This is a genomic window from Pseudomonas sp. FW306-02-D09B, assembly GCF_058782685.1.
In genome coordinates this window covers 24,530-44,854 of record NZ_JBYSXY010000006.1, presented here as the reverse complement: position 1 = coordinate 44,854, position 20,325 = coordinate 24,530, and the positions used below count along the sequence as shown (strand labels likewise).

The following is a 20,325-nucleotide window of genomic DNA, read 5'->3' as shown; positions in this document are numbered from 1 at the left end:
TATCACCTTACAACGCATAAAAATAAATCCGTCCCCTTTTAGTAATGAATCAGTTTGCGATCCTGTACGGGGATCGATTCATCAGACCGACGTGGTGAAATGGAGGTCTGCCTGAGGGCAGGCCGGTAACGGCCCGCACACAAAAAAACTGACACTCCCCGCATCGTTAGCCGCTGGTGCACCATCACCTACTACTTTTGTTTCACCAGACAGTAAATCGGTCGCAGGTCCTTTTGCACCATCAGTTTTTTATGCGCCCTAAGAACTCGAGCATTGCTAGTGGATCACGCTCCACGAGTTCTTCAATCAAATCTTCCGCTGCCCAGTGCAGAATCATGTCACCCCCATCCCCATCCTTGCAGAGGATGAGATCACTTGACAAAGAAGAGCCAACAACATTGACTTCTCTATCACTGAGTGCCATCAGGCCACCGTAACCATCATAAGGAATGACCCAGTAAAAGCGTTCGCTCCCTATCCAGTAAATCCCAAACACCTGCACAGGCTCTTCTCGCCCAATTTCTCGAACAATCATATCCACATCACTCAATAGTCCTTCCGGGCTGCAGCGCAGGCGGCAGCTGTTGCGGCGTGGTGATTTTCATATCATATGCCTTATAATTTAAAAGGGGACGGATATATTTTCGATGAGCCTGACAGGACTATCACCTTACTCACGCATATAAAATAAATCCGTCCCCTTTTAGACCTAGTGGTAAATCTTAATCAATAGACTCTATTTGAAACACCAAAGTAGAAAAGTCTATTGCTTCAGTACCTCCACTACACTCCAAATTTATTATGCGACCCTCCTCACTGATTACCATCCCTGCATTTCCAACCCAGGCCTGAACAATATCGTTCACACGCCATACATTCCAAATTTTTAATTCGCAATCTGTTTTGGATAGCACCGAAAAAAAAACAGACTCCGGGCTAGTATCTTCCCATAGAATAATTTCAGAGTGACGTTGGTCATTTACCTCCAGTTCACCTTTTACTACTTTTAAACGTAAACCAGCTACAGGCTGCATGGATGACTTCAATCTTCGAGCCAAAAAATTGCTTCGACCTGCTTTAATTTTTTTTTGAAAGATCGGGTACACAAGACGCTCACCTACTTGAACAGGTGCCCCTCGTGTACGTTGAAAAGCTGAAGAAAGCGTTTCTGTCATTTCTTAGTATCCTGGCTTTCTGTATGGATCGACAGCGGAGTGGTCTTGCGGCCAACGAGGAACAAAGTCTTTACCACGAAAAGGGGACGGATTTATTTTCGATTCGGCAAGGGTTGAGGTACGGAGGAATGGGCACCCGAAGAAGGTTAAGTAAGTGCCATTCAAATCCGTCCCCTTTAGGTCTTACTTTAAGCATTCAACACTGTAAAGCTTACATCACCGGACTTCAAAAATTCTTGAAAACAAGAAATAACGATATCTATATTTCTTGTGACAAAACTCGCCGGATAGTAATCGCCCAGAACATCAACCAGTTTTGCTCCAGTCGACGCATTATTAAGAGTACGCACAACATGCTCACCATCATCAAGGTATTGGTTCAGCATCAGAATATAATTTCCAGAATCAGCATAAAGATTGATTTCGTAAGGTCCGACTTCAGGTGCCGGGGAAATAGACAACGAAGCGACGCCGTCGACTTTACTATATTTACATATAATGGACCTTACATCTTCCATGGTCGGCTGATCAATGAGAGGGATTTGCGATCTGCCATGCTCAGGACTAAGGGTATACCCTCCGATGATCATCTATTTTTTCTCCTTAATAGACTTCATACCTGACTCCCAGTAATCACGAAAAGGGGACCACGAAAAGGGGACGGATTTATTTTCGATGCGCCTGACAGGACTATCACCTTACTCACGCATAAAAAATAAATCCGTCCCCTTTTAGGTCCTTGCTGATTTCTCAGTAAGCCAAGGCGACTCAAAATCAATTTTTTTAAATTCTCCTCTGGATTAAATTCAAGACATTTTTTAAGATCCGCAACGGCAGCCCTATCATCACCCAACTCGTGAAAAACATCAGACCGATTATAGTAGGTCAACGGGTAGTTCGGATCCAATTCAATAGCTTTAGCAAAATACTTGAGCGCATCTGAAAACCGCTTCAATTCTAAATAGATTGTAGCCACAGTGCTATAAGCTGACGCATCAGCATACCCAAGAGCAAAAGCTCGCTCCAGATCACTGAGCGCCATATCGGACCTCTTCAGCATCGCATACACTGTACCACGATCAGCATATGCCAAAGCATTGTCTGGGTCGACCTGAATGACATCCCCGTATAAACCAAGTGCATCATCAGCCCGCCCCTGGGACAGGAATACTCTCGCCCTCATACAAAAAACCGATAGATCAATCTTCTTTTCACTCATACAACCGCCCCTCAATTAGTCTCACATTTTACTTGCATCATTATTCAATTCTTCAATTACACTCGACAAATAAGCTTCCATGACATCGAGGCGGATCGCCGTCGCATACGGGCGTTTTGGGTCTTGCCGTGAACACGTTCTAATCGAAGATGGAATATCTTCCCTTAGCCACAACTCCTTATATTGGAATATAGCATATGAAGCTCCTTCGATCTGTTCCACGAGCATATGCCCTCGCCAAGGATCTTCATACAACTCCCCAGAAATTGATTTAACAAATAAAATAGCCTGATCCCCCACAATCAAAGCCACATCCCCCCACGTCCCACCAGATCGAACGAATTCAATCTCTGAGCCAAGGAAGGTGCTATCAATTCCTTTCCCTGTTGTATATATTCTCTCAATTTTTGCCCGTAATACTTGTGGGCGTGGCGCATCAACAATATTGACAAAAACAAGATCATATCTCGCCACTTTCTCAGATAAAAATACTAATTCCTCGCTCACTTTTGTGGCCTCCACTGCGTCCCAACCTGCTCAAGCTTGGGTATATAAATCATCATAACTCCGGAATTTTCCGGGATCGGTATGTCAAGTCTACTTGGAAAGGTGGCGCAATTAAAATAGCAACCGACGGCTGCAGCTACTGCGCCACCATTTATACACGAAAAGGGGACGGATTTATTTTCGATGAGCCTGACAGGACTATCACCTTACTCACGCATATAAAATAAATCCGTCCCCTTTTAGATGCTGCTCGATGGGATGATTCTCAAGTACCAGGCATCAAAAATCATGGGGGCGGATAACAGCAGCCGACCACCCAGTGCGTAACCAGAAAAAAGGGCCGATCTGAAAAAGTAAACCGCCCCCCCATACTTCGCTGCTGCGTATAGCAAAAGCTATACGCCATACGTCAGTGTTTATTGGGTGAAACCTGCATTTCGTATTACAAGTGTATAGCAGCACCTAGAAGACATAAACCGGATAACCAATTGATACATATAGAAAATACCCACCTCGCAAGAGGTGCGTGTTGTGTATTGAGATTTTGCTCCTGTTAAGGAGCGAAAGTTCATGCTGAAAAAGGGCGTATTGAGCAGGTAGACCGTAGGTCGTCAGGTTGGTAGACAAAAAGGAGACAAAAGAACTGCAAAAAGGATACAGCTTGAGTACAAGAAGGCTACAGGATGGGTGCAGGAAGGCGGCAAAAAGGGTGCAGATAGGGTGCAAAAAACACCGGCGCAAGGCCGGTGTTAGTAATGTTCCTATAAAGGCTACTCACCATCTATCCATGCGTGTTTTATCCAACTAGCGAGACTGGGCCAAGTTTCATTGGAGCGCCCATCATGCGCCCAGTAACTGACAGAGCCATCCTCAAGAAGACAATAGTAGTTCCCATTATCCTCGCAAATGGGGAGCCACGACGTTGGAACACCTTGCTCTCGAGCCTCCGCAACAACGTTCAGAAGCTCTCTCGGGCTATTTCTGTCCACGGTTAATCGAAGCGCATCCTTACCATTAAAAATACTATCACTTGCCTCCTTGGCAAAAAACTTATACTCATCCGAAAATGAGATACCGAGTTCACGCTCATAAGCAATAATTAAGGCATCATCAGGAAGTCGCTGTGCATTTGGAAGAGACATACGAACGCTTTTCAGCTCTGCGACAACATCTCTTATGTCAATATCCATAATAACCTCCAATACTAAAATTCATAATTCAAAAATTATTTGCTCGGCTTCTCCAATAGTCTTTTTTCCACTTTTCAAACTGTGATCTGTTGATTCCAGAAGGAATATCAGAACCCGAATTTATATGAATAGCACCACTATTTTGTTGGTGAAAGCTTTGCGTAACCTCAGCAATTGGACCGTCCTGGGTTTGCAACATATGATGCAGATTGACCTTCTTGCCATCAGGCCCATATGGAGCCAATCCATTTTTCATGAGATCCAAATTTGTCAGACCAGTTTGGCTATCCACCCTACTCGGATCAACCAAGTCATTCCTCTGATAAACTTTATTACCATTAAATTGTATTGGCTCTTGAGACCAATACTTTCTTTGCTGACCAAAGAAGCCCGTCGCCTCGCTCTCTAACGCCGCTCCTGTTGCTTTTGCACCAATCTCAACTACATCTGCCGCCCCTTGTACACCACCTACCTCTTTTGCCGCAACTCCCAGTGCTCCCCGAAGCCCAGCGGTATTAAGCACCGCACCCACACCCCACATAACCCGTTCGCCAGTGGTCGCTTCAACCCCTGTCACCAGGTTCGTTCCACCTGCAGCCATGTAGGTCTGACAGCCAATTCCGATGGGCCCCATCCCTCCACAACCCGTCGCAAAAGCATCAGCGGCTATACCATCAAGGCGAGCTTTTGTGCCTGCCACCTCCGCGTCGTACCGAGCCTGCCCTACGATCGCCTGCTCATGCGTAGCTGGCTGAAGAAACCACTCATCACCTCTGGCGGTGGTCACCGATTGATCAGTAACGACACAAAACTCATTACCAGAAATCGAACACTTCACGATATCGCCTGGCTTGGACTCCACAGGGGTAAGCCGAGTCATATCACTGGCCTCTGTCAGCACTTCCTTCTTGAGAACGCTCCGACCTTTTTCAAGCAAATCAGCAATATCGCTCGCTAGCTGTGTGCAGTGCGTGGAGGTACTGCCTGTACACGAGGCGTCGTATTCCTTTTGTTTCACAGCCAGTGAAAGCGGTTCGAGAATAGTCAGGTGGTTGTTTTCCACCGCATTTTTCGCCGCCCCGGCCCCAGCAACAGCATTGAGCGAACTACCGGAAACAAGCCCCCCTGACAATCCCCCGGCCAGGGTCGAAAGCGCCGAAACGGTTTGCTTCTCAGACTCGGTCATCTGATCAGCGGGTTTATCTGGATAGAGCTGATTGGCGATGTATTCCCCCACACTGGCTCCTGTCGCGCCAGCCAACGCGGAGTTTCCTTGCGACTTGGCGATCACCGCCCCCAGAACAGCGTGAGCCATTAGATTCGCGGTCTCATCTCCCTCCGTCATTTGTTTTACAGTCTGGGCAAGATAAGGTGCAGCCGCTCCCGCTACCGCACCACCAATATTTCCTCCAGCCACCCCTTCAACAATCGCGGTGACGGCTTGGGCCGCTTTTCTGAAGCTGCTGCCCACTCCGTACTCATGACTAACCTGCTCGGCGATTTGCTCATTGGTCGGGTCAGGATTGCCCTTGTCCAACAGCGCCTGTCGAGCAGCCTTCGATTCTTCGCTATTGGACTCTTGAGCCGCCTTCATTTTTGCCGTAGCGATGGCATCCGCAAGACCATTGGCCAGTTCTACCGAACTCCTTACAAGCTCCATGCGCTCTTGCATGGCCTTTTCATCAGGCTTGTCCAGCTTCTGATTGGCATTTGCGGTATCGCGGTTGAGCCCAACCAAATCATTCACGCCCTCGGCGCTACGCACGACTATCGTGCCCTCGCTGACCGCGCTGCGAGTTTTGCCGTGATCCGAGTCAGTCAGCGCCATACCAAACAAACCACCCAGAGAGGCCGTTGGCCCTCCACCACCACCTGAGCTTCCGGACACGCTCAAGCCAGCCGACTGACTCTTGATCTCGCTGACGTTTTTAATGTCACTGACAATCAACCGATTCGTGTCCAGCAGGTTCTTGTCCGCAGACGCCTCACTGGCAATCACCGCGCCTTGCAGCGTGGTCTTGTCGCCCACATGAATGTTGTAACCACCCGCGCCGGCGAACAGCCCGCTCTGATCCGTCACCGCCTTGTAGTTGCTGTTCATGTTGCCGGCCGCCAGGCTGGCGGAAGCCGCCACCGGCGTGCCGTAGCAGAACGGCGGAATACAGATGCTCCCGCCGAAACCGGCACTGCCCTGCTCGCTCTTCTGGGTCTCGCTGTCCTGACGCGAGGTGATAGTGAGGTTGCCGCCGATATCCGCCTTGATGCTCTGCGCCCGGACTTGCGCGCCAGCCAGGGTGGTGTCCTGTCCACTGCGCAGGACCAGGGAACCGGTATCCAGCGTGCTGTTGACCTGGGTGACCGAATCGCCTGTGCCCATGCTCTTGGCGATGGACGCGCCCAAATCGAGGGTGAAGCCAGTTTGTTGGCCGATATTGAAACTGACACCAATGGCGGTTCTGTCGTTATTGCTGTCGTTGGCCCAGTTCGCGGTGCTCTGCGCGCTTTCCAGGGTGATGTTGTTCTTCGCCTGCAACAGCGTATCGGCCGCTTTCAGGCTACTGCCGATGACATGAATATCGCCCGCCGTTCCCGGCGCGCTGCCATCGGCGATGATCGTCAGGGTTTTACCGGCCGTGAGCGAGCTTTGCTTGGCGGTCTGGCTGTCGTACTCGCTGGTGCTGGTGTTGTGGGTGCTCGCCAGTTCGGTGCCGATCTTGATCAACGAGCCACTGCTCGCGGAAGCGGCTTTCTTGTTCGTATCGTCCGACAGACCATCGTAGGCATCTGACGCCGCGCCCCCCAGGTTGTAACCCGCCAACGCCGCCTGCGCCCACTTCACCGCCTTGAGTCGAGGATCATCCGCGCTGTTCGCGGCTTTGATCGCGCTACGCATGGTGTTGATGCTATCAATCACCATGCCGCCCACCACTCGCCCCACCGCCAGGCTACGGCTCTCGTCGGTGCTGTTCTGACTCGCGCTTTCCATACCGGCGGCGAGGGTCACGTTGGCACCGGTCAGGCTCATGCTCTGGGTGCTGACCAGGTCACTGGCGGTCACGCCAAGCGTGCGACCGGCGTTGAGCGACACATTGCCGGCACTGGAACCGAGGGTGCTGCCGGTCAAGGTGGTTTCCGAGGCGTCACCGGTATGGTTCTGGCTGCTGGTGGACAGGTGCTGGTTGCCGGTCATGTCATCGAGGCCCAGCTTGTTCCCCGTCAGAACGCCGGTGAAGTCGTGGTTCTTTTCCTTGTGCAGTTCGTCGCGGCTGAAGGTGTTTTGCGCCGCGTCGATCTGCAGATCGCGCCCCGCGCTCACCGAGAGGTCCGCGGTGCTCACCAGCGACGAGCCGCGGACCAGTCCGTCTTGCCCTGCGTGGACATCGACGCTGTTGCCGGAGACCAGGCTGCCGACCGCCGTGGTCCGGCTTTCGCTGACCTTGTCGGTCACTTTACTGGCCTTGAATCCACCCAGGCTGCGGCTGTTGCTGTCTTTGTCGTGGCGCGTCTGCGTGCTGTCGACCGCGGCGATAATCGAAATATCGTTGCCGGCCTGGAGCTGCGCCGCGCCTTTTTCCGCGACCACTTGGCTACCTTGAACCACCAGGTTGCGACCGGCCTGAACCGCCAGTTGCTGCGCATCGAGGTGCGAGCCCTGGGCTGTGGTTTCACTGGTGGAGTCGCGGGTGGTCGTGGTTTTGCTGGAAAGGAAGCCATTGCTACCTTTGACCTTGTGCGCTTCGTCGGCGCTACGCGCGTTCTCGCCGGCCGTCAGGTTGACATCCCGCACCGCCTGGGCAATCACCGCACCGGCGGTGCTGCTGAGGCTGGCGGCACGCACGTTGAGGTCGTTGCCCGCACGAAGGCCCAGGTCGCCCTGGGTCTTGAGGCTGCTGCCACTCTCGCTACGGCTGGTTTCGGTACGCCAGTTGTCTTTGTCCCAGTGGTTGCTCTGGTCGCGACTCTCGATGACCGTCGTCAGGTTCAGGTCACGACCGGCGGACAGGCTGGTGACACCGGCGCTACCGCTATTGGCCACCTGCGCCCCCTGCAGGTTGATGTCACGTCCGGCAGTGGCCATCAGGCTGGCCGCCGGATCGGAAACGAACAAACCCGCGACCCGCGACAGGTTGGTCTGGCCGCCCTGCGCACTGTGCGTGGTGATCGTGCTGGACCGCACATTCAGATCACGCCCGGCACTGACCATCAGGCTCTTGTCGGCGGCGATCTGGCCACCGAGATTGTTCAGGTCCTGCGTCGCATCAAGGCTGACGGCGCTGCCTTGAATGCGCCCTTCCAGGTTACTGAGCGTGTCCGCCTTGATCGCGACCACTTGACGTCCCGACAAGCTTGCGCTGTTGACCAGATTGCCCGTCACGTTCAGGTTCAGTTGCTGCCCGGCCATCAACCCGCCCGCACCGTTGATGTCACCATCACGGACCCGCACATACACCTGCGGCACCAGCACGCTGCGTACTTCGCCACTGGCCAAGGTGACATTCTTGGCCACCAACCAGACGATATCGCTGGTCAACTGGGCCATCTGTTCGGCGCTCAGAGCCACACCGGGAATCAGCTTCCAGCTATTGGCGTAGGTGACGGCGTTGTCGATCAGGCCTCGGTACTGCGCTTCGTCGTTGGCATAGCCGTCGACGAAACGGCGACCGGTCAGTTGCGCCACCTGCTCGCGAATCAACTTCTGCTCATAGAAACCATCACCCATGCGTTGCTGGGTCGCCGCCGGGTTCAGGTTCAGCCTGCCGAGCATGTAATCCGAAGACAGCCATTTGGCATAGTTGGTGAAGCGCGGATCGGTCTCGATCAGATAGCCGGAGGTGCTGCTGGGCATCGACCGAAACAGTGCGTTGTCCGGCAAGGCGCTGTTCACCCCGCCGGTGAGAATGCGCTCTGCCACGCCACCGACGTTGTTGGTGGAATTGGCCAGGACCTCGCTGATCGGCGTGAGGCTGGGTGCAGTGATCGTGCGGCTGGACACCTCGCTAGCGCCCACCTTCCCAAGACTCAGGCTGGCGAGCTGGGTACCACTGCCTTGCGGGGCGGTGTTCTGTTTATAGACCGTCGGTTGCAAGGAAATGGCCTGCACACTGGGCGCCGGGTTGTAGGCGGCAGAGTCGATCCCCTGACGGTCGCGGCCTTTGCGCTGGATGCGATAAAAGTGTTCGAGTGCGCCGCTGTCCGTGGTGACCTGCTGTCCGACGACTTCGGTGTTGGTCAGGCTGTTGGCGCTGGCTTGCAACACGCCACCGGCGATGATCCGACTCTTGTCGTTGAGGATCTGGTCGGCGTTGATGCGCAAATTGCCGCCGGCGAGTATTTGCCCGGGATCGGAACTGGCAATCTGGGTTTGGGTCACGACACGGGTCAGGTTGTAGCGGTTCCAGTCGTCATTACTGCCTTCAGGTGTCACCAGAGTGTCGACTTCGTTGTTATAGGTCGAAATCTGATTCGGATCGTAGCGATTGACCGAGCCGGTCAGTTGATACTGTTGCAGCGCCTGGCGCGAGACCTCGACCTCGCGTGTCGAGAAGTGTTCGTTGGTGTTGCGCACAGAAGCCGCGTTCAACGTCAGACCGCCGAGGGCCTCGATAGTCGCACTGGCGTTATTGAGTTCGCGGGCTTGACCGGTGGCCTGGTAGGCGCTGTCCAGCGCCCCACCGATGGCCATGTCACCGACACTGAAGATCAACCCGTGTTCGCTGTTGTTCAGGTATTGCGCACCGATATCCAGCCGCACGCGGGCGGCAATCACCGCCGCCGTGCCGTTTTCGACGGTATTGGTCAGCGTGCCCGCTGCCAGCGACAGCTGGTCACCGTAGATTCGCCCGGTACCCAGGTTGCTCAGGGTGGGCGCGCTCAGCCGGGTGGACTGGCCGTCGATCAGGCCGCGGTTGACCAGCGACTGGCTGGCACTCAGTTGTACCTGTGGGGCACTGATCACACCGACCGCGGCGTTATCGATTTGCCGGGCCGACAGCGTCAGCAGGTTACCCGCCTGCAAGCTGGCCTGGTTGCTCAGTAGCCCCGTGGTTGCCAGTGTCAGGTTGCCATTGGCCTGCAGCAGGCCGGTGTTGACGTAATCGCCATTGAGCGTGAAGGACAAATCACCCAGGCTCAAGGCCTGACCGCTGCCGCTATAGCTGGCGCTGTTGAGCGTCAACGAGCGTCCGGCGACCAAGGTGCCGCCCTGGTTGTTCACGGCTTGGGTTTTAGCCGCCAGATTACGGTCAGTCAGCAAAAACTGAGTACCGGCCGAGATCTTCCCGGACTGGTTGTTCACCACACCGCTTCCGGTCAAGGTCAGTGCCTGATCGGCAATGATCGAGCCGCCTTGGTTGCCCAACTGATCGGCGGTAAGGGTGAGGGTGCGCCCTCCAATACCTTGATCCAGGCCTTGAGTGCCCGCGTTGTCGATCTGCGCCGCGGTCATCAGCAGATCAGCACCGGTGCGAATCAGGCCGCCGCGGTTATCGAGCTTGCCGTCGATAGTGAACGTGAGATCGCCCAGCGCTTCGATGCGCCCACCGTGATTGTCGAGGCTGGCGCCCACGATTGTCGTACCGGTACCGCTCTGTAGTTGCCCGGCGCCGCCATTGCCGATGGTCCCCGCTCTGATGTCCAGGGCCTGCCCGGCACCGACGAAGCCTGCGGTGTTGAGCAACTGGCCCGAGACCAGCGCGATCGATTGCAGCGCCTCAAGGTGACCGCTCCTGTTGTCCAGCAAGCCGTTCGTGGCCGTCAGTGTCAGGCTCGACTTCACCGAACCGAGGCTGCCTTGGTAGTTGTTCAGCGAGGCGGCGGTGACTTTCAGTGCGCCCTGACTGGCGATCACACCTTGACTGTTATCCAGTGCTCCCTGCAAATCAATGCTCGTGAGTGAAAGGCCGCTCTGCAGGACTTCGCCTTTCACGTTGGACAACTGACCGGCCTTGATCCCCACTTGAGCCGCACTGACTTTGGCGCCATCGGTGCGCAAAACCTTCGCAGCAGTGGCGGTCAGCGTGCCCTTTGCGGCCACGCGCGCGCGGCTGACATCGACATCACCCTGGCGGCTGGTGAGCGTCACTTGGGCGGCGGAGGTCTGACTGTCGCTCAAGTCGAGGGCCCCTGCCTGGGCCTGCAAACTCTCGGCGGCGATATTCTGCCCGTGGGCGCTGAGCTGGCCCGAAGCGTCCAGGGTCAATCCGCCGGTCTGACCCAGCTTGCCACTGCTGTCGACCCCGCCGGCCAGGGTCGAGCCGCTGGTACTGCGCAGGTTCGCAACCGTCACCCGGGTATTGCCCTGGGCGGCCACCATACCGCTGTTGTCGAGGTCGGCCGAGGTATTGATCGTCAGGTCGCCCTTGGCGTACAGCGTGCCGCTGTTCTGGACTCCGGTGCCGGCCTCGACCGTGGTCGAACCGGCACTGCTGATCTGCCCGCTGTTTTCCAGACGCCCGTCTGCATGGATGACCACATCGCCGACACTGGCGCCGATCTGCCCGGCATTGCGTACCCCGCCGGCCAGGGTCGAGCCGCTGAAGCTGCGCAGGTTCGCTACCGTCACCCGGGTATTGCCCTGGGCGGACACGATGCCGCTGTTGTCGAGGTCGGACGAGGTATTGAGCGTCAGGTCGCCCTTGGCGTACAGCGTGCCACTGTTCTGGACTCCGGTGCCTGTCTCGACCGTGGTCGAACCGGCACTGCTGATCTGCCCGCTGTTTTCGAGACGCCCGTCTGCCCGGATGACCACATCGCCGACACTGGCGCCGATCTGCCCGGCATTGCGTACCCCGACACCCGCGCCATTGCCCACCAGGACGATCTTGCCGGCATACATACCGCCCAGTTGCGCGACATCAATGCCGACCACCGGCGTGCCCGCTGCGCCGTTGTCGGCGCTGGTCTTGCCGGCCTGGATGTTCAAGTCCTTGGCCCAGATGCCCGCGTTGACCTCGACGGTGCGCGAGATGACTTCGGTGTATTCGCTGTCACGCGTATCCATCCCGGCACCGTTGACGGTTATCTTGCCGCCGTCGACTTGATAACCCTGCAGTACCCCGTTCTCGAACTGCGCCTTGCCAGTGGTGAGGGTCGAGCGATTGGCGTTGATGAAACCACAGCCATCACAGCTGATCCCGGACGGGTTGGCGATCACCACCTGCGCCCGGGACCCGGCCACTTCGACATAGCCGTTGAGCTGGCTCGGGTTGCTCGAATTGACTTCGTTGAGGATCACCCGCGCCGTGCCGCGACCCAACGCCGGATTGGCGTCCACCCAGCCGCCCAGCTGGGTCTGAGTGCTGGTTGCCGAGTTATTGAGGATCACGCCACGCCGATCGACGTCGAACTGTTGATAGGTATTGCGTGACACACCGCCCGCGCTGGGCGCGGTGATGTTGACCTGGGCTACCCCGTTCCCGGTCACCCCGATTCCCGGCTGCTGCGCGGCCGGCGCGCCGGGGTCGGCGACCACGGCCGCCTGGGCCGACGAGGCGTCCAGCATGATCAGGCCGAGCGCCGCCATCAGGGCAAAACGCAGGGGTGTCAGGCGGACTACGCAACCGCCGCCAGACGTTGTACCGGTTGCACTACCACCGGATGATTTCGAGCCGCTGCTCACATTTTCGGCAACCACCATCAACAGGCCACGCGCCTTGTTGAAAATGATCCGATACAGATGCTTGTTAATGATCAATTCCTTTTGAACTGCGCCAGGCCACAGATGCGCCAGACGCCAAAATAATGAGGCCGAAAGCTACTGAAGCAGCGGGTGAGCGGCGAACCAGGCGCGCGCCTCGGCGGGCAGGACTCCGATGCCCTGCCACTTCTTGATACGAAAGCCGCGCTCATCGCCCCGATGCTCCAGGAAGCGGCCAAAGCGTTGCGGCCAGAGCCGACGCAGCAGCAGTCTCGACAGTTGTCGGGTATGCCCGAAAGGCGCGACCCAGTCGCTGATCCAAAGACGCTCGCCACTGTTCCAGTCAGCCTCAGACATGCACACCGGAGCATTGTTCAGATAGCGCTGCTCGGCCTCGGCACTGAGGTTCATCCAGGACATGAAAAACACCGGCGTGCCTTGCTCGCTGGCGAGCATGAACTGGCGCTGCTTGATCGCCGGCAGCAGCAGTGCCGACAAGGTATGCAGCGGCGCATCACGATGCGCCGCCGACTGCATCCACAACCAGACGGCGGAACCGAACACGGTCGCCTCGTTCCAGGGTTCGTCGGACAGCTGGGGGGCAAGGATTTCAAGACTGTCGAAGTGCATGCCGGTCTCCGTCAAAACGACCAGTTGAGGTTGAAGCCCGTGGTTACGGCGGCCGTTTCGAAATGGCTGGGCTTGATGAGCGGTTGGCCGACGAACAGGTCATAGGAAAACTGCTTGTAGCCGCCCCGCACACCGACCACCGAGCCCGCCAGACGGCGCCCGGACAAGGACTGACTGGAATGTCCGCCGACCTCGCCATAGTCGACGCCGAGATAGAGTTCCTGGCCGCTCTGAAAGACAAACCAGCCCAGGTCATTGCGCAAGGTCCAGCCGCGTTCGGCGGAGAGGATCTGTTCGCCATCGAACCCGCGGACGCTGTAGCGCCCACCAATGGAGAAGCGATCCTGAGCGATCAACGGCGAGCGATTCCATTGGCCGCGCCAAGCGCCGATGTAGCGAAATTGCTGCGTCCCCAGACGGAACGGGGTTTGCAACTGGGCGTTGGCGCTGATGATCTTCGGCCGTGACGTCCCCTCGCCGAGGTCTTCTTCCGGTGCTCGCAAGGCATGGTCCGCCCCGGTTCCACGTCGATAGCTCAGGCCCAGATCCAGGGTATTGCTGCCCATGAACTCGCGGTGATCGAGCCCCAGCTCCCAGCCCGCCATACGCCGGCGCTGCACTTCAATTTCGGTGTCGTCGATAGAGTTGCTGGAGGTGCGCGACCAGCCACTGGCCCATGCCGACGTCTTGCGTACGGCATCGCGGTAGAGCAGTCGTGAAAGTTTCAGTTCGACGTTGCTACTGTGGCCCTGATAGTCATAAGTCTGATTGCTCCCGGCCACGGTCTGGTGATAGTCGTACTCGCTGGACGTCAGGCCCAGTTGCCAGTAGTCGTACGGCAGCGAATAGTGCAGGGTGTGCCCTTCAGAACCACGATCACCACTTTTGCCGCCGCCCAGGTTGTGGCTGAAACTGGCATAGAACAGGTCATTGAGCCCCAACGGATTGTCCAGCGACAGCGCGACATTGCCCTGATATTTACCGGTGTCGTAGGTGCCCGAGTCGTCCGTCGACAGACTCAGGCGCGCCACGGAAGCTTGCTTCCAGAGGATCACCACATCGCTTTCTCCCGGCTTGGCGTCAGTGTCGTTTGCCGGCGTAATCTGCACGTCAGCTTCGGCCGTGGGCACCCGCTTGAAGTTCTCCAGGGCTTGTTCGATGTCCCGCAGGTTCAACAGATCACCGGGTTGGGCGGGCATGGCGTTCCACAGCGTCGCCCGCGACGAGGTGCCGTCGGCAAACCGAATGTGTTTGATGCGTCCCGGAACCAGTACCAGAGCAAGCGTCCCTTGGCTCAGGTCCTGAGGGGCGGCCAGCACCCGCGTGGTGACGAAACCCCGCGCGATGATCAGGTTCTGTATGCGCTTCATGGTCAGGTTGATGCCCGCGGCCCCCAGGCAACGGTTCAGCGCCGGATCGGACGCCGGGTTGGCAGCACGCAGCGCCCACTGGAAGGTGGCTGAATCCTCACCTTCGAGCACGATATGGCGAATCGTGAAGCATGGCGTTTCATTGGCCGGCAGCAGACCCTGACCATCATCCAGGGAGGCCTTGAGGCGTACGTCAGGAGAGGGTTCGAGCTGCTCGCGCAAGACCCGTTCGCGCTCCTGCTGACGGAGCAACTGCTGCGCGGGCGCAACGGGTTCGGCAGCTGAGGCGGAGAAACTGGCGACGATGGAGAGCACGCATAAGGAGCGTTGCACCGCCACACGACCAAGCCCAAAAGCCAGCGAACGAACAAATGGATGAGGTATAAAAAACACGGCACGTCCCTGATAGTGAAACTTCCTACACGCGCCGTTAGTCCGTGGGTAGCCAGAAAAGTGCAATTCAGAGGGGCAAAAAATAGTCGAGGACGCCTTTTGTGGCGTGGTTCTCATTTTCTTGAGGTGTGAGAGTTGGCAGGAAAAAGTACGTAACCGCGTGCCAAATCCGAGGTGTATTCACACGAAAATATGAAAGGAAGGGATTTTCAGGCATAAAAAAACCCAACCTGAAAGGCTGGGTTTTTTCTTCAAATATGGTCGGGACGGAGTGATTCGAACACTCGACCCCTAGCACCCCATGCTAGTGCGCTACCGGACTGCGCTACGCCCCGACTAGGCGTGAAACCTGTTCCTCATCTCGAGGAACGCTCAAGAATATATCGCAAGCTTTTGAAAACTGGAAGTATTTAAAAGCAGGAATTTATTTCTTGAGTACCACCAGAACATCTTCGAGCTCGGCGATCATCTGGCGGATCATTTGCTTGTATTGAGTGGTGTCGTCTTTGGCTTCATCGCCGGAAAGGCGCAGGCGCGCTCCACCGATGGTGAACCCCTGGTCGTAGAGCAACGCGCGGATCTGCCGGATCATCAGCACATCCTGGCGCTGATAGTACCGGCGATTTCCGCGGCGCTTGACGGGGTTGAGTTGAGGAAACTCCTGCTCCCAGTAGCGCAGCACGTGCGGTTTTACCGCACAAAGCTCGCTGACTTCACCAATGGTGAAGTAGCGTTTGCCTGGGATGACGGGAAGCTCGTCGTTATGACTTGGTTCCAGCATAAGCCTCAACTCGGGCCTTCAACTTCTGCCCTGGACGAAAGGTGACCACACGGCGAGCCGTGATCGGGATTTCTTCTCCCGTTTTCGGATTGCGGCCAGGCCGCTGGCGTTTGTCACGAAGGTCGAAGTTGCCGAAACCGGACAACTTCACCTGTTCGTTGTCTTCAAGAGCGTGCCTGATTTCTTCAAAGAACAGTTCGACCAATTCCTTGGCCTCCCGCTTGTTCAGGCCCAGCTCTTCATACAGACGTTCCGCCATCTCAGCTTTCGTCAAAGCCCCCATACGTCACTTCCTTAACGTGGCGTTCAACCTTTGTTCGAGCGAGGTGAGGATGTTTTGCGTCGTGGTATTCACCTCATCGTCATTAAGAGTGCGCGATGGATGCTGCCAGGTCAAGCCAACTGCAAGGCTTTTTCTATGCGGATCAATACCTTTACCCTGATACACGTCAAATAGCCTGAGGTCCGTCAGCCATTCGCCTGCATTTTCACGGATTACGTCCAGTACGGCACTGGCTGCAACGTCTTTGTCCGCCAGCAGCGCAAGGTCTCGACGCACTTCAGGAAAGCGCGACAACTCGCTGAATTTAGGCATTTTGCCCAACGCCACTTCGGCCAGCACCAGCTCAAAAACGAAGACCGGACGGTCGAGACCGAGGGTTTTCGACAATTCAGGGTGGATAGCGCCGATGTAGCCGACTACGCGACCTTCACGCTCGATGCGCGCGGTTTGACCCGGGTGCAACGCAGGGTGGCTGCCTGGTACGAATTTGAACGAATCCAGTGCACCGGCAAAGCCCAGCACCGCTTCCACGTCGGCTTTGACGTCGAAGAAGTCCACGGTATCGCGACCCTGTGCCCAGCCTTCCGGCAGACGGCCGCCGCAGACCACACCGGCCAGCATCGGCTCTTGCTTCAGGCCTTCCAGCTGACCGACGAAGCGCAGGCCGCTTTCGAACAGACGGACGCGGTCCTGTTGACGGTTCAGGTTGTGCTGAAGCGCCTTGACCAGACCCGGCCACAGAGACGAACGCATGGCGGCCATGTCGTTGGAGATCGGGTTGGCCAGCAACAGAGGCTCGACGCCTGGGTTGAACAGTTCGAACTGCTTCGGATCGATGAAGCTGTAGGTGATCGCTTCCTGATAACCACGAGCCACCAGCAGGCGGCGCAGCTCAGGCAGATCGCTACGCGCTTCAGCCTTGGCTTGCGGTGCCAGACGGGCTTGCGGGTAACGAACCGGCAGACGGTTGTAACCGTACAGACGGGCCAGCTCTTCGATCAGGTCGACTTCCAGGCTGATATCGAAGCGATGGCTTGGCACTTCTACGTGCCACTGCCCTGCCCCGTCCGCGGAAATCTTCAGGCCCAAAGCGCTGAGCAAACGCTCGACTTCGGCTGAGTCCATTTCCATACCCAGCATCTGGGTGATGCGCTGGGCACGCAGGGTGACCGGAGCAATCGACGGCAGGTGCTGCTCGCTGACGGTTTCGATGATCGGGCCAGCTTCGCCTCCGGTGATTTCCAGCAGCAGGCCAGTGGCGCGCTCCATGGCTTCACGGGCCAGCTGCCAGTCCACGCCACGCTCGTAGCGGTGCGAGGCGTCGGTGTGCAGGCCGTAGGAACGAGCCTTGCCAGCAACGGCGATCTGATCGAAGAACGCGCTTTCAAGGAAGACATCGCGAGTGGTCGCGGAAACACCGCTGTGCTCGCCACCCATCACGCCAGCAATCGCCAGGGCGCGGGAGTGGTCGGCAATCACCAGCGTATCGCTACGCAGGCTGACTTCCTGACCGTCGAGCAGCACCAGCTTCTCGCCCTCTTCGGCCATACGCACGCGGATGCCGCCATTGATTTCGGCGAGATCGAAAGCGTGCAGCGGTTGACCCAGTTCCAGCATCACGTAGTTGGTGATGTCGACGGCAGCATCGATGCTGCGCACGTCAGCACGACGCAGACGCTCGACCATCCACAGCGGCGTAGGCCTGGACAGGTCGACGTTACGGATCACGCGCCCCAGGTAACGCGGGCAAGCGGCGGGCGCCAGGACCTCAACCGAACGCACTTCATCGTGCGCGGCTGGAACACTGGCAACGACCGGGCGCGTGACTTCGGCAGCATAGAGCGCACCGACTTCACGGGCCAGACCGGCCAGGGACAGGCAGTCGCCGCGGTTCGGGGTCAGGTCGACCTCGATGCTGGCGTCGTCCAGGCTCAGGTATTCACGAATGTCCTGACCGACCGGCGCATCGGCCGGCAATTCCATCAGGCCGTCGTTGCCTTCACCGATCTGCAATTCGGCTTGCGAGCACAGCATGCCGTTGGACTCAACGCCACGCAGCTTGGCTTTCTTGATTTTGAAGTCGCCTGGCAGTTCGGCACCGATCATGGCGAACGGGATCTTCAGGCCCGGGCGCACGTTTGGCGCGCCGCAAACTACCTGGAAGGTCTCCGTGCCATTGCTGACCTGGCAAACACGCAGCTTGTCGGCGTCCGGGTGCTGCTCGGTGCTCAGCACCTCGCCCACCACCACGCCACTGAATTCACCGGCGGCCGGCGTAACGCTATCGACCTCAAGACCGGCCATCGACAGACGAGCAACCAGCTCGTCGCGACTTACCTGCGGGCTTACCCAGCCGCGCAGCCATTGTTCACTGAATTTCATCCTGCTCTCCTAAGAATTCGTTACGACTAGCGAAATTGCGCGAGGAACCGCAAGTCGTTGTCGAAGAACAGACGCAAGTCGTTCACGCCGTAACGCAGCATGGCCAGACGCTCAACGCCCATGCCGAAGGCAAAGCCCGAAAACTCTTCCGGGTCGATCCCGGACATGCGCAACACGTTCGGGTGAACCATGCCGCAGCCCATCACTTCCAGCCAGCCAGTCTGCTTGCAGACGCGGCAGCCTTTACCGCTGCACATCACGCATTCCATGTCGACTTCGGCGGACGGCTCGGTGAACGGGAAGTACGAAGGGCGGAAACGCACTGCCAGTTCTTTTTCGAAGAACACGCGCAGGAACTCTTCGATGGTCCCTTTCAGGTCGGCGAAGTTGATATCGCGGTCGACCAGCAGGCCTTCGACCTGGTGGAACATCGGCGAGTGAGTGATATCGGAGTCACTGCGATACACACGGCCTGGGCAGACGATGCGGATCGGCGGCTGTTTCGATTCCATGGTGCGGACCTGTACCGGCGAGGTATGGGTGCGCAGCAACATGTTCGCATTGAAATAGAAGGTGTCATGCATCGACCGGGCCGGGTGATGGCCTGGGATGTTGAGCGCTTCGAAGTTGTGATAGTCGTCTTCGACCTCAGGGCCTTCGGCAATGCCGTAGCCGATATGGGTGAAGAACTGTTCGATACGTTCCAGAGTGCGAGTAACCGGATGCAGACCACCGGAGGTCTGACCACGGCCAGGCAGGGTCACATCAATGGACTCGGCGGACAGTTTGGCGGCCAGGTCGGCCTCTTCAAACAGTGCCTTGCGCGCATTGAGAACCTCTGTGACACGCTCCTTGGCAACGTTGATCAGGGCACCGACTTGCGGGCGCTCTTCTGCCGGCAAATTCCCCAGGGTCTTCATCACCTGAGTCAATTCACCCTTTTTGCCAAGGTAGTGAACCCGGATTTGCTCCAGGGCATTGATATCTTCAGCGCTTTGCACAGCCTCTAGTGCTTGAGAGACCAGCGCATCCAGGTTTTCCATGTACAGACTCCAGATACAAAATAGGGGAAGAGCTTGAAGGCTCTTCCCCTATTTATGACGTTTAACACCTGAGCCCACAGAGGTGAGCCCGGGTGACTGTCGGGGGTACTTAAGCCAAGGTGGCTTTAGCTTTCTCGACAATCGCAGCAAACGCCGCTTTTTCGTTCACTGCCAGATCAGCCAGAACCTTACGGTCGATCTCAATGGACGCTTTTTTCAGGCCGGCGATGAAACGGCTGTAGGACAGACCGTTGATACGTGCACCAGCGTTGATACGAGCGATCCACAGAGCGCGGAACTGACGTTTTTTCTGACGACGGTCACGGTAGGCGTATTGGCCTGCCTTGATTACCGCTTGCTTGGCAACACGGAATACGCGCGAGCGAGCGCCGTAGTAGCCTTTAGCAAGTTTCAGAATTTTTTTGTGACGTTTACGGGCAATGACGCCACGCTTTACACGAGCCATGAGTTACTTCCTCTATTCTTAACCAAAAATTAACGAAGGCGCAGCATGCGCTCGACTTTTGCCACGTCAGACGGATGCAGCAAGCTGCTACCGCGCAGTTGACGCTTACGCTTGGTCGACATTTTGGTCAGGATGTGGCTCTTGAAAGCGTGCTTGTGCTTGATACCGTTAGCAGTTTTCAGAAACCGCTTAGCAGCACCACTTTTAGTTTTCATCTTTGGCATGTTCGGATACTCCGCATTCAGTTGATA

The 20,325-nt window shown here is 56.7% G+C and carries 15 protein-coding genes and 1 tRNA gene; all 16 read right to left on the bottom strand.

The window, feature by feature from the left end; all coding sequences use genetic code 11:
- Nucleotides 1-241: 241 nt before the first annotated feature.
- Nucleotides 242-541: a hypothetical protein gene (locus tag AC3WK5_RS12125; RefSeq protein WP_256585128.1), complete on the bottom strand. Its 300-nt coding sequence runs from the start codon at nucleotides 539-541 to the stop codon at nucleotides 242-244.
- 181 nt (nucleotides 542-722) lie between these two features.
- Nucleotides 723-1,175 carry a hypothetical protein gene (locus tag AC3WK5_RS12120; RefSeq protein WP_146039797.1) on the bottom strand — a complete coding sequence of 151 codons (453 nt, stop codon included), beginning with the start codon at nucleotides 1,173-1,175 and terminating at the stop codon, nucleotides 723-725.
- Between the two features lie 188 nt (nucleotides 1,176-1,363).
- Nucleotides 1,364-1,765, bottom strand: a complete 402-nt coding sequence (locus AC3WK5_RS12115; RefSeq protein WP_103315112.1) for a DUF6911 family protein — start codon at nucleotides 1,763-1,765, stop codon at nucleotides 1,364-1,366.
- Between the two features lie 23 nt (nucleotides 1,766-1,788).
- Nucleotides 1,789-2,394, bottom strand: coding sequence for a tetratricopeptide repeat protein (locus AC3WK5_RS12110; protein ID WP_103315111.1), 606 nt, complete (start codon nucleotides 2,392-2,394; stop codon nucleotides 1,789-1,791).
- Between the two features lie 21 nt (nucleotides 2,395-2,415).
- Complete coding sequence (locus tag AC3WK5_RS12105; protein WP_285378656.1) at nucleotides 2,416-2,901, bottom strand: hypothetical protein; 486 nt, start codon at nucleotides 2,899-2,901, stop codon at nucleotides 2,416-2,418.
- Nucleotides 2,902-3,671: 770 nt separating this feature from the next.
- On the bottom strand, nucleotides 3,672-4,091 hold the full coding sequence (locus AC3WK5_RS12100; RefSeq protein WP_103319803.1) for an SMI1/KNR4 family protein: 420 nt from the start codon (nucleotides 4,089-4,091) through the stop codon (nucleotides 3,672-3,674).
- Between the two features lie 28 nt (nucleotides 4,092-4,119).
- Nucleotides 4,120-12,777: a two-partner secretion domain-containing protein gene (locus tag AC3WK5_RS12095; protein WP_371919154.1), complete on the bottom strand. Its 8,658-nt coding sequence runs from the start codon at nucleotides 12,775-12,777 to the stop codon at nucleotides 4,120-4,122.
- A 66-nt stretch (nucleotides 12,778-12,843) separates the two neighbouring features.
- A complete protein-coding gene (locus AC3WK5_RS12090) occupies nucleotides 12,844-13,356 on the bottom strand; it encodes a toxin-activating lysine-acyltransferase (protein WP_103319800.1) in 513 nt (170 codons plus the stop codon).
- Between the two features lie 11 nt (nucleotides 13,357-13,367).
- The gene (locus AC3WK5_RS12085; protein ID WP_256585322.1) at nucleotides 13,368-15,059 is read right to left on the bottom strand and encodes a ShlB/FhaC/HecB family hemolysin secretion/activation protein; all 1,692 of its coding nucleotides are present in this window, start codon (nucleotides 15,057-15,059) and stop codon (nucleotides 13,368-13,370) included.
- A 318-nt stretch (nucleotides 15,060-15,377) separates the two neighbouring features.
- A tRNA-Pro gene (locus AC3WK5_RS12080) sits at nucleotides 15,378-15,454 on the bottom strand.
- A gap of 89 nt (nucleotides 15,455-15,543) precedes the next feature.
- Nucleotides 15,544-15,900, bottom strand: coding sequence for a MerR family transcriptional regulator (locus AC3WK5_RS12075; RefSeq protein WP_003179985.1), 357 nt, complete (start codon nucleotides 15,898-15,900; stop codon nucleotides 15,544-15,546).
- Nucleotides 15,881-16,183: an integration host factor subunit alpha gene (gene ihfA / locus AC3WK5_RS12070; RefSeq protein WP_002553164.1), complete on the bottom strand. Its 303-nt coding sequence runs from the start codon at nucleotides 16,181-16,183 to the stop codon at nucleotides 15,881-15,883. Before ihfA ends, AC3WK5_RS12075 begins: the two co-directional genes overlap by 20 nt.
- Before the next feature lie 3 nt (nucleotides 16,184-16,186).
- The gene (gene pheT, locus AC3WK5_RS12065; RefSeq protein ID WP_103319796.1) at nucleotides 16,187-18,565 is read right to left on the bottom strand and encodes a phenylalanine--tRNA ligase subunit beta; all 2,379 of its coding nucleotides are present in this window, start codon (nucleotides 18,563-18,565) and stop codon (nucleotides 16,187-16,189) included.
- A gap of 26 nt (nucleotides 18,566-18,591) precedes the next feature.
- Nucleotides 18,592-19,608 (bottom strand): phenylalanine--tRNA ligase subunit alpha, encoded by a 1,017-nt coding sequence (gene pheS / locus AC3WK5_RS12060; RefSeq protein WP_007905876.1) that lies wholly within the window; start codon nucleotides 19,606-19,608, stop codon nucleotides 18,592-18,594.
- 109 nt (nucleotides 19,609-19,717) lie between these two features.
- The gene (gene rplT, locus AC3WK5_RS12055; protein WP_007905879.1) at nucleotides 19,718-20,074 is read right to left on the bottom strand and encodes a 50S ribosomal protein L20; all 357 of its coding nucleotides are present in this window, start codon (nucleotides 20,072-20,074) and stop codon (nucleotides 19,718-19,720) included.
- Between the two features lie 29 nt (nucleotides 20,075-20,103).
- Nucleotides 20,104-20,298 (bottom strand): 50S ribosomal protein L35, encoded by a 195-nt coding sequence (gene rpmI, locus AC3WK5_RS12050; RefSeq protein WP_002553160.1) that lies wholly within the window; start codon nucleotides 20,296-20,298, stop codon nucleotides 20,104-20,106.
- Nucleotides 20,299-20,325 lie beyond the last annotated feature (27 nt).

What these genes read in the sequence shown, in the direction of transcription:
- AC3WK5_RS12120 (WP_146039797.1), bottom strand. Translation starts at nt 1,175, where the DNA reads ATGACAGAAACGCTTTCTTCAGCTTTTCAACGTACACGAGGGGCACCT.
- AC3WK5_RS12115 (WP_103315112.1), bottom strand. Translation starts at nt 1,765, where the DNA reads ATGATCATCGGAGGGTATACCCTTAGTCCTGAGCATGGCAGATCGCAA.
- AC3WK5_RS12110 (WP_103315111.1), bottom strand. Translation starts at nt 2,394, where the DNA reads ATGAGTGAAAAGAAGATTGATCTATCGGTTTTTTGTATGAGGGCGAGA.
- AC3WK5_RS12100 (WP_103319803.1), bottom strand. Translation starts at nt 4,091, where the DNA reads ATGGATATTGACATAAGAGATGTTGTCGCAGAGCTGAAAAGCGTTCGT.
- AC3WK5_RS12090 (WP_103319800.1), bottom strand. Translation starts at nt 13,356, where the DNA reads ATGCACTTCGACAGTCTTGAAATCCTTGCCCCCCAGCTGTCCGACGAA.
- AC3WK5_RS12075 (WP_003179985.1), bottom strand. Translation starts at nt 15,900, where the DNA reads ATGCTGGAACCAAGTCATAACGACGAGCTTCCCGTCATCCCAGGCAAA.
- ihfA (WP_002553164.1), bottom strand. Translation starts at nt 16,183, where the DNA reads ATGGGGGCTTTGACGAAAGCTGAGATGGCGGAACGTCTGTATGAAGAG.
- pheT (WP_103319796.1), bottom strand. Translation starts at nt 18,565, where the DNA reads ATGAAATTCAGTGAACAATGGCTGCGCGGCTGGGTAAGCCCGCAGGTA.
- pheS (WP_007905876.1), bottom strand. Translation starts at nt 19,608, where the DNA reads ATGGAAAACCTGGATGCGCTGGTCTCTCAAGCACTAGAGGCTGTGCAA.
- rplT (WP_007905879.1), bottom strand. Translation starts at nt 20,074, where the DNA reads ATGGCTCGTGTAAAGCGTGGCGTCATTGCCCGTAAACGTCACAAAAAA.
- rpmI (WP_002553160.1), bottom strand. Translation starts at nt 20,298, where the DNA reads ATGCCAAAGATGAAAACTAAAAGTGGTGCTGCTAAGCGGTTTCTGAAA.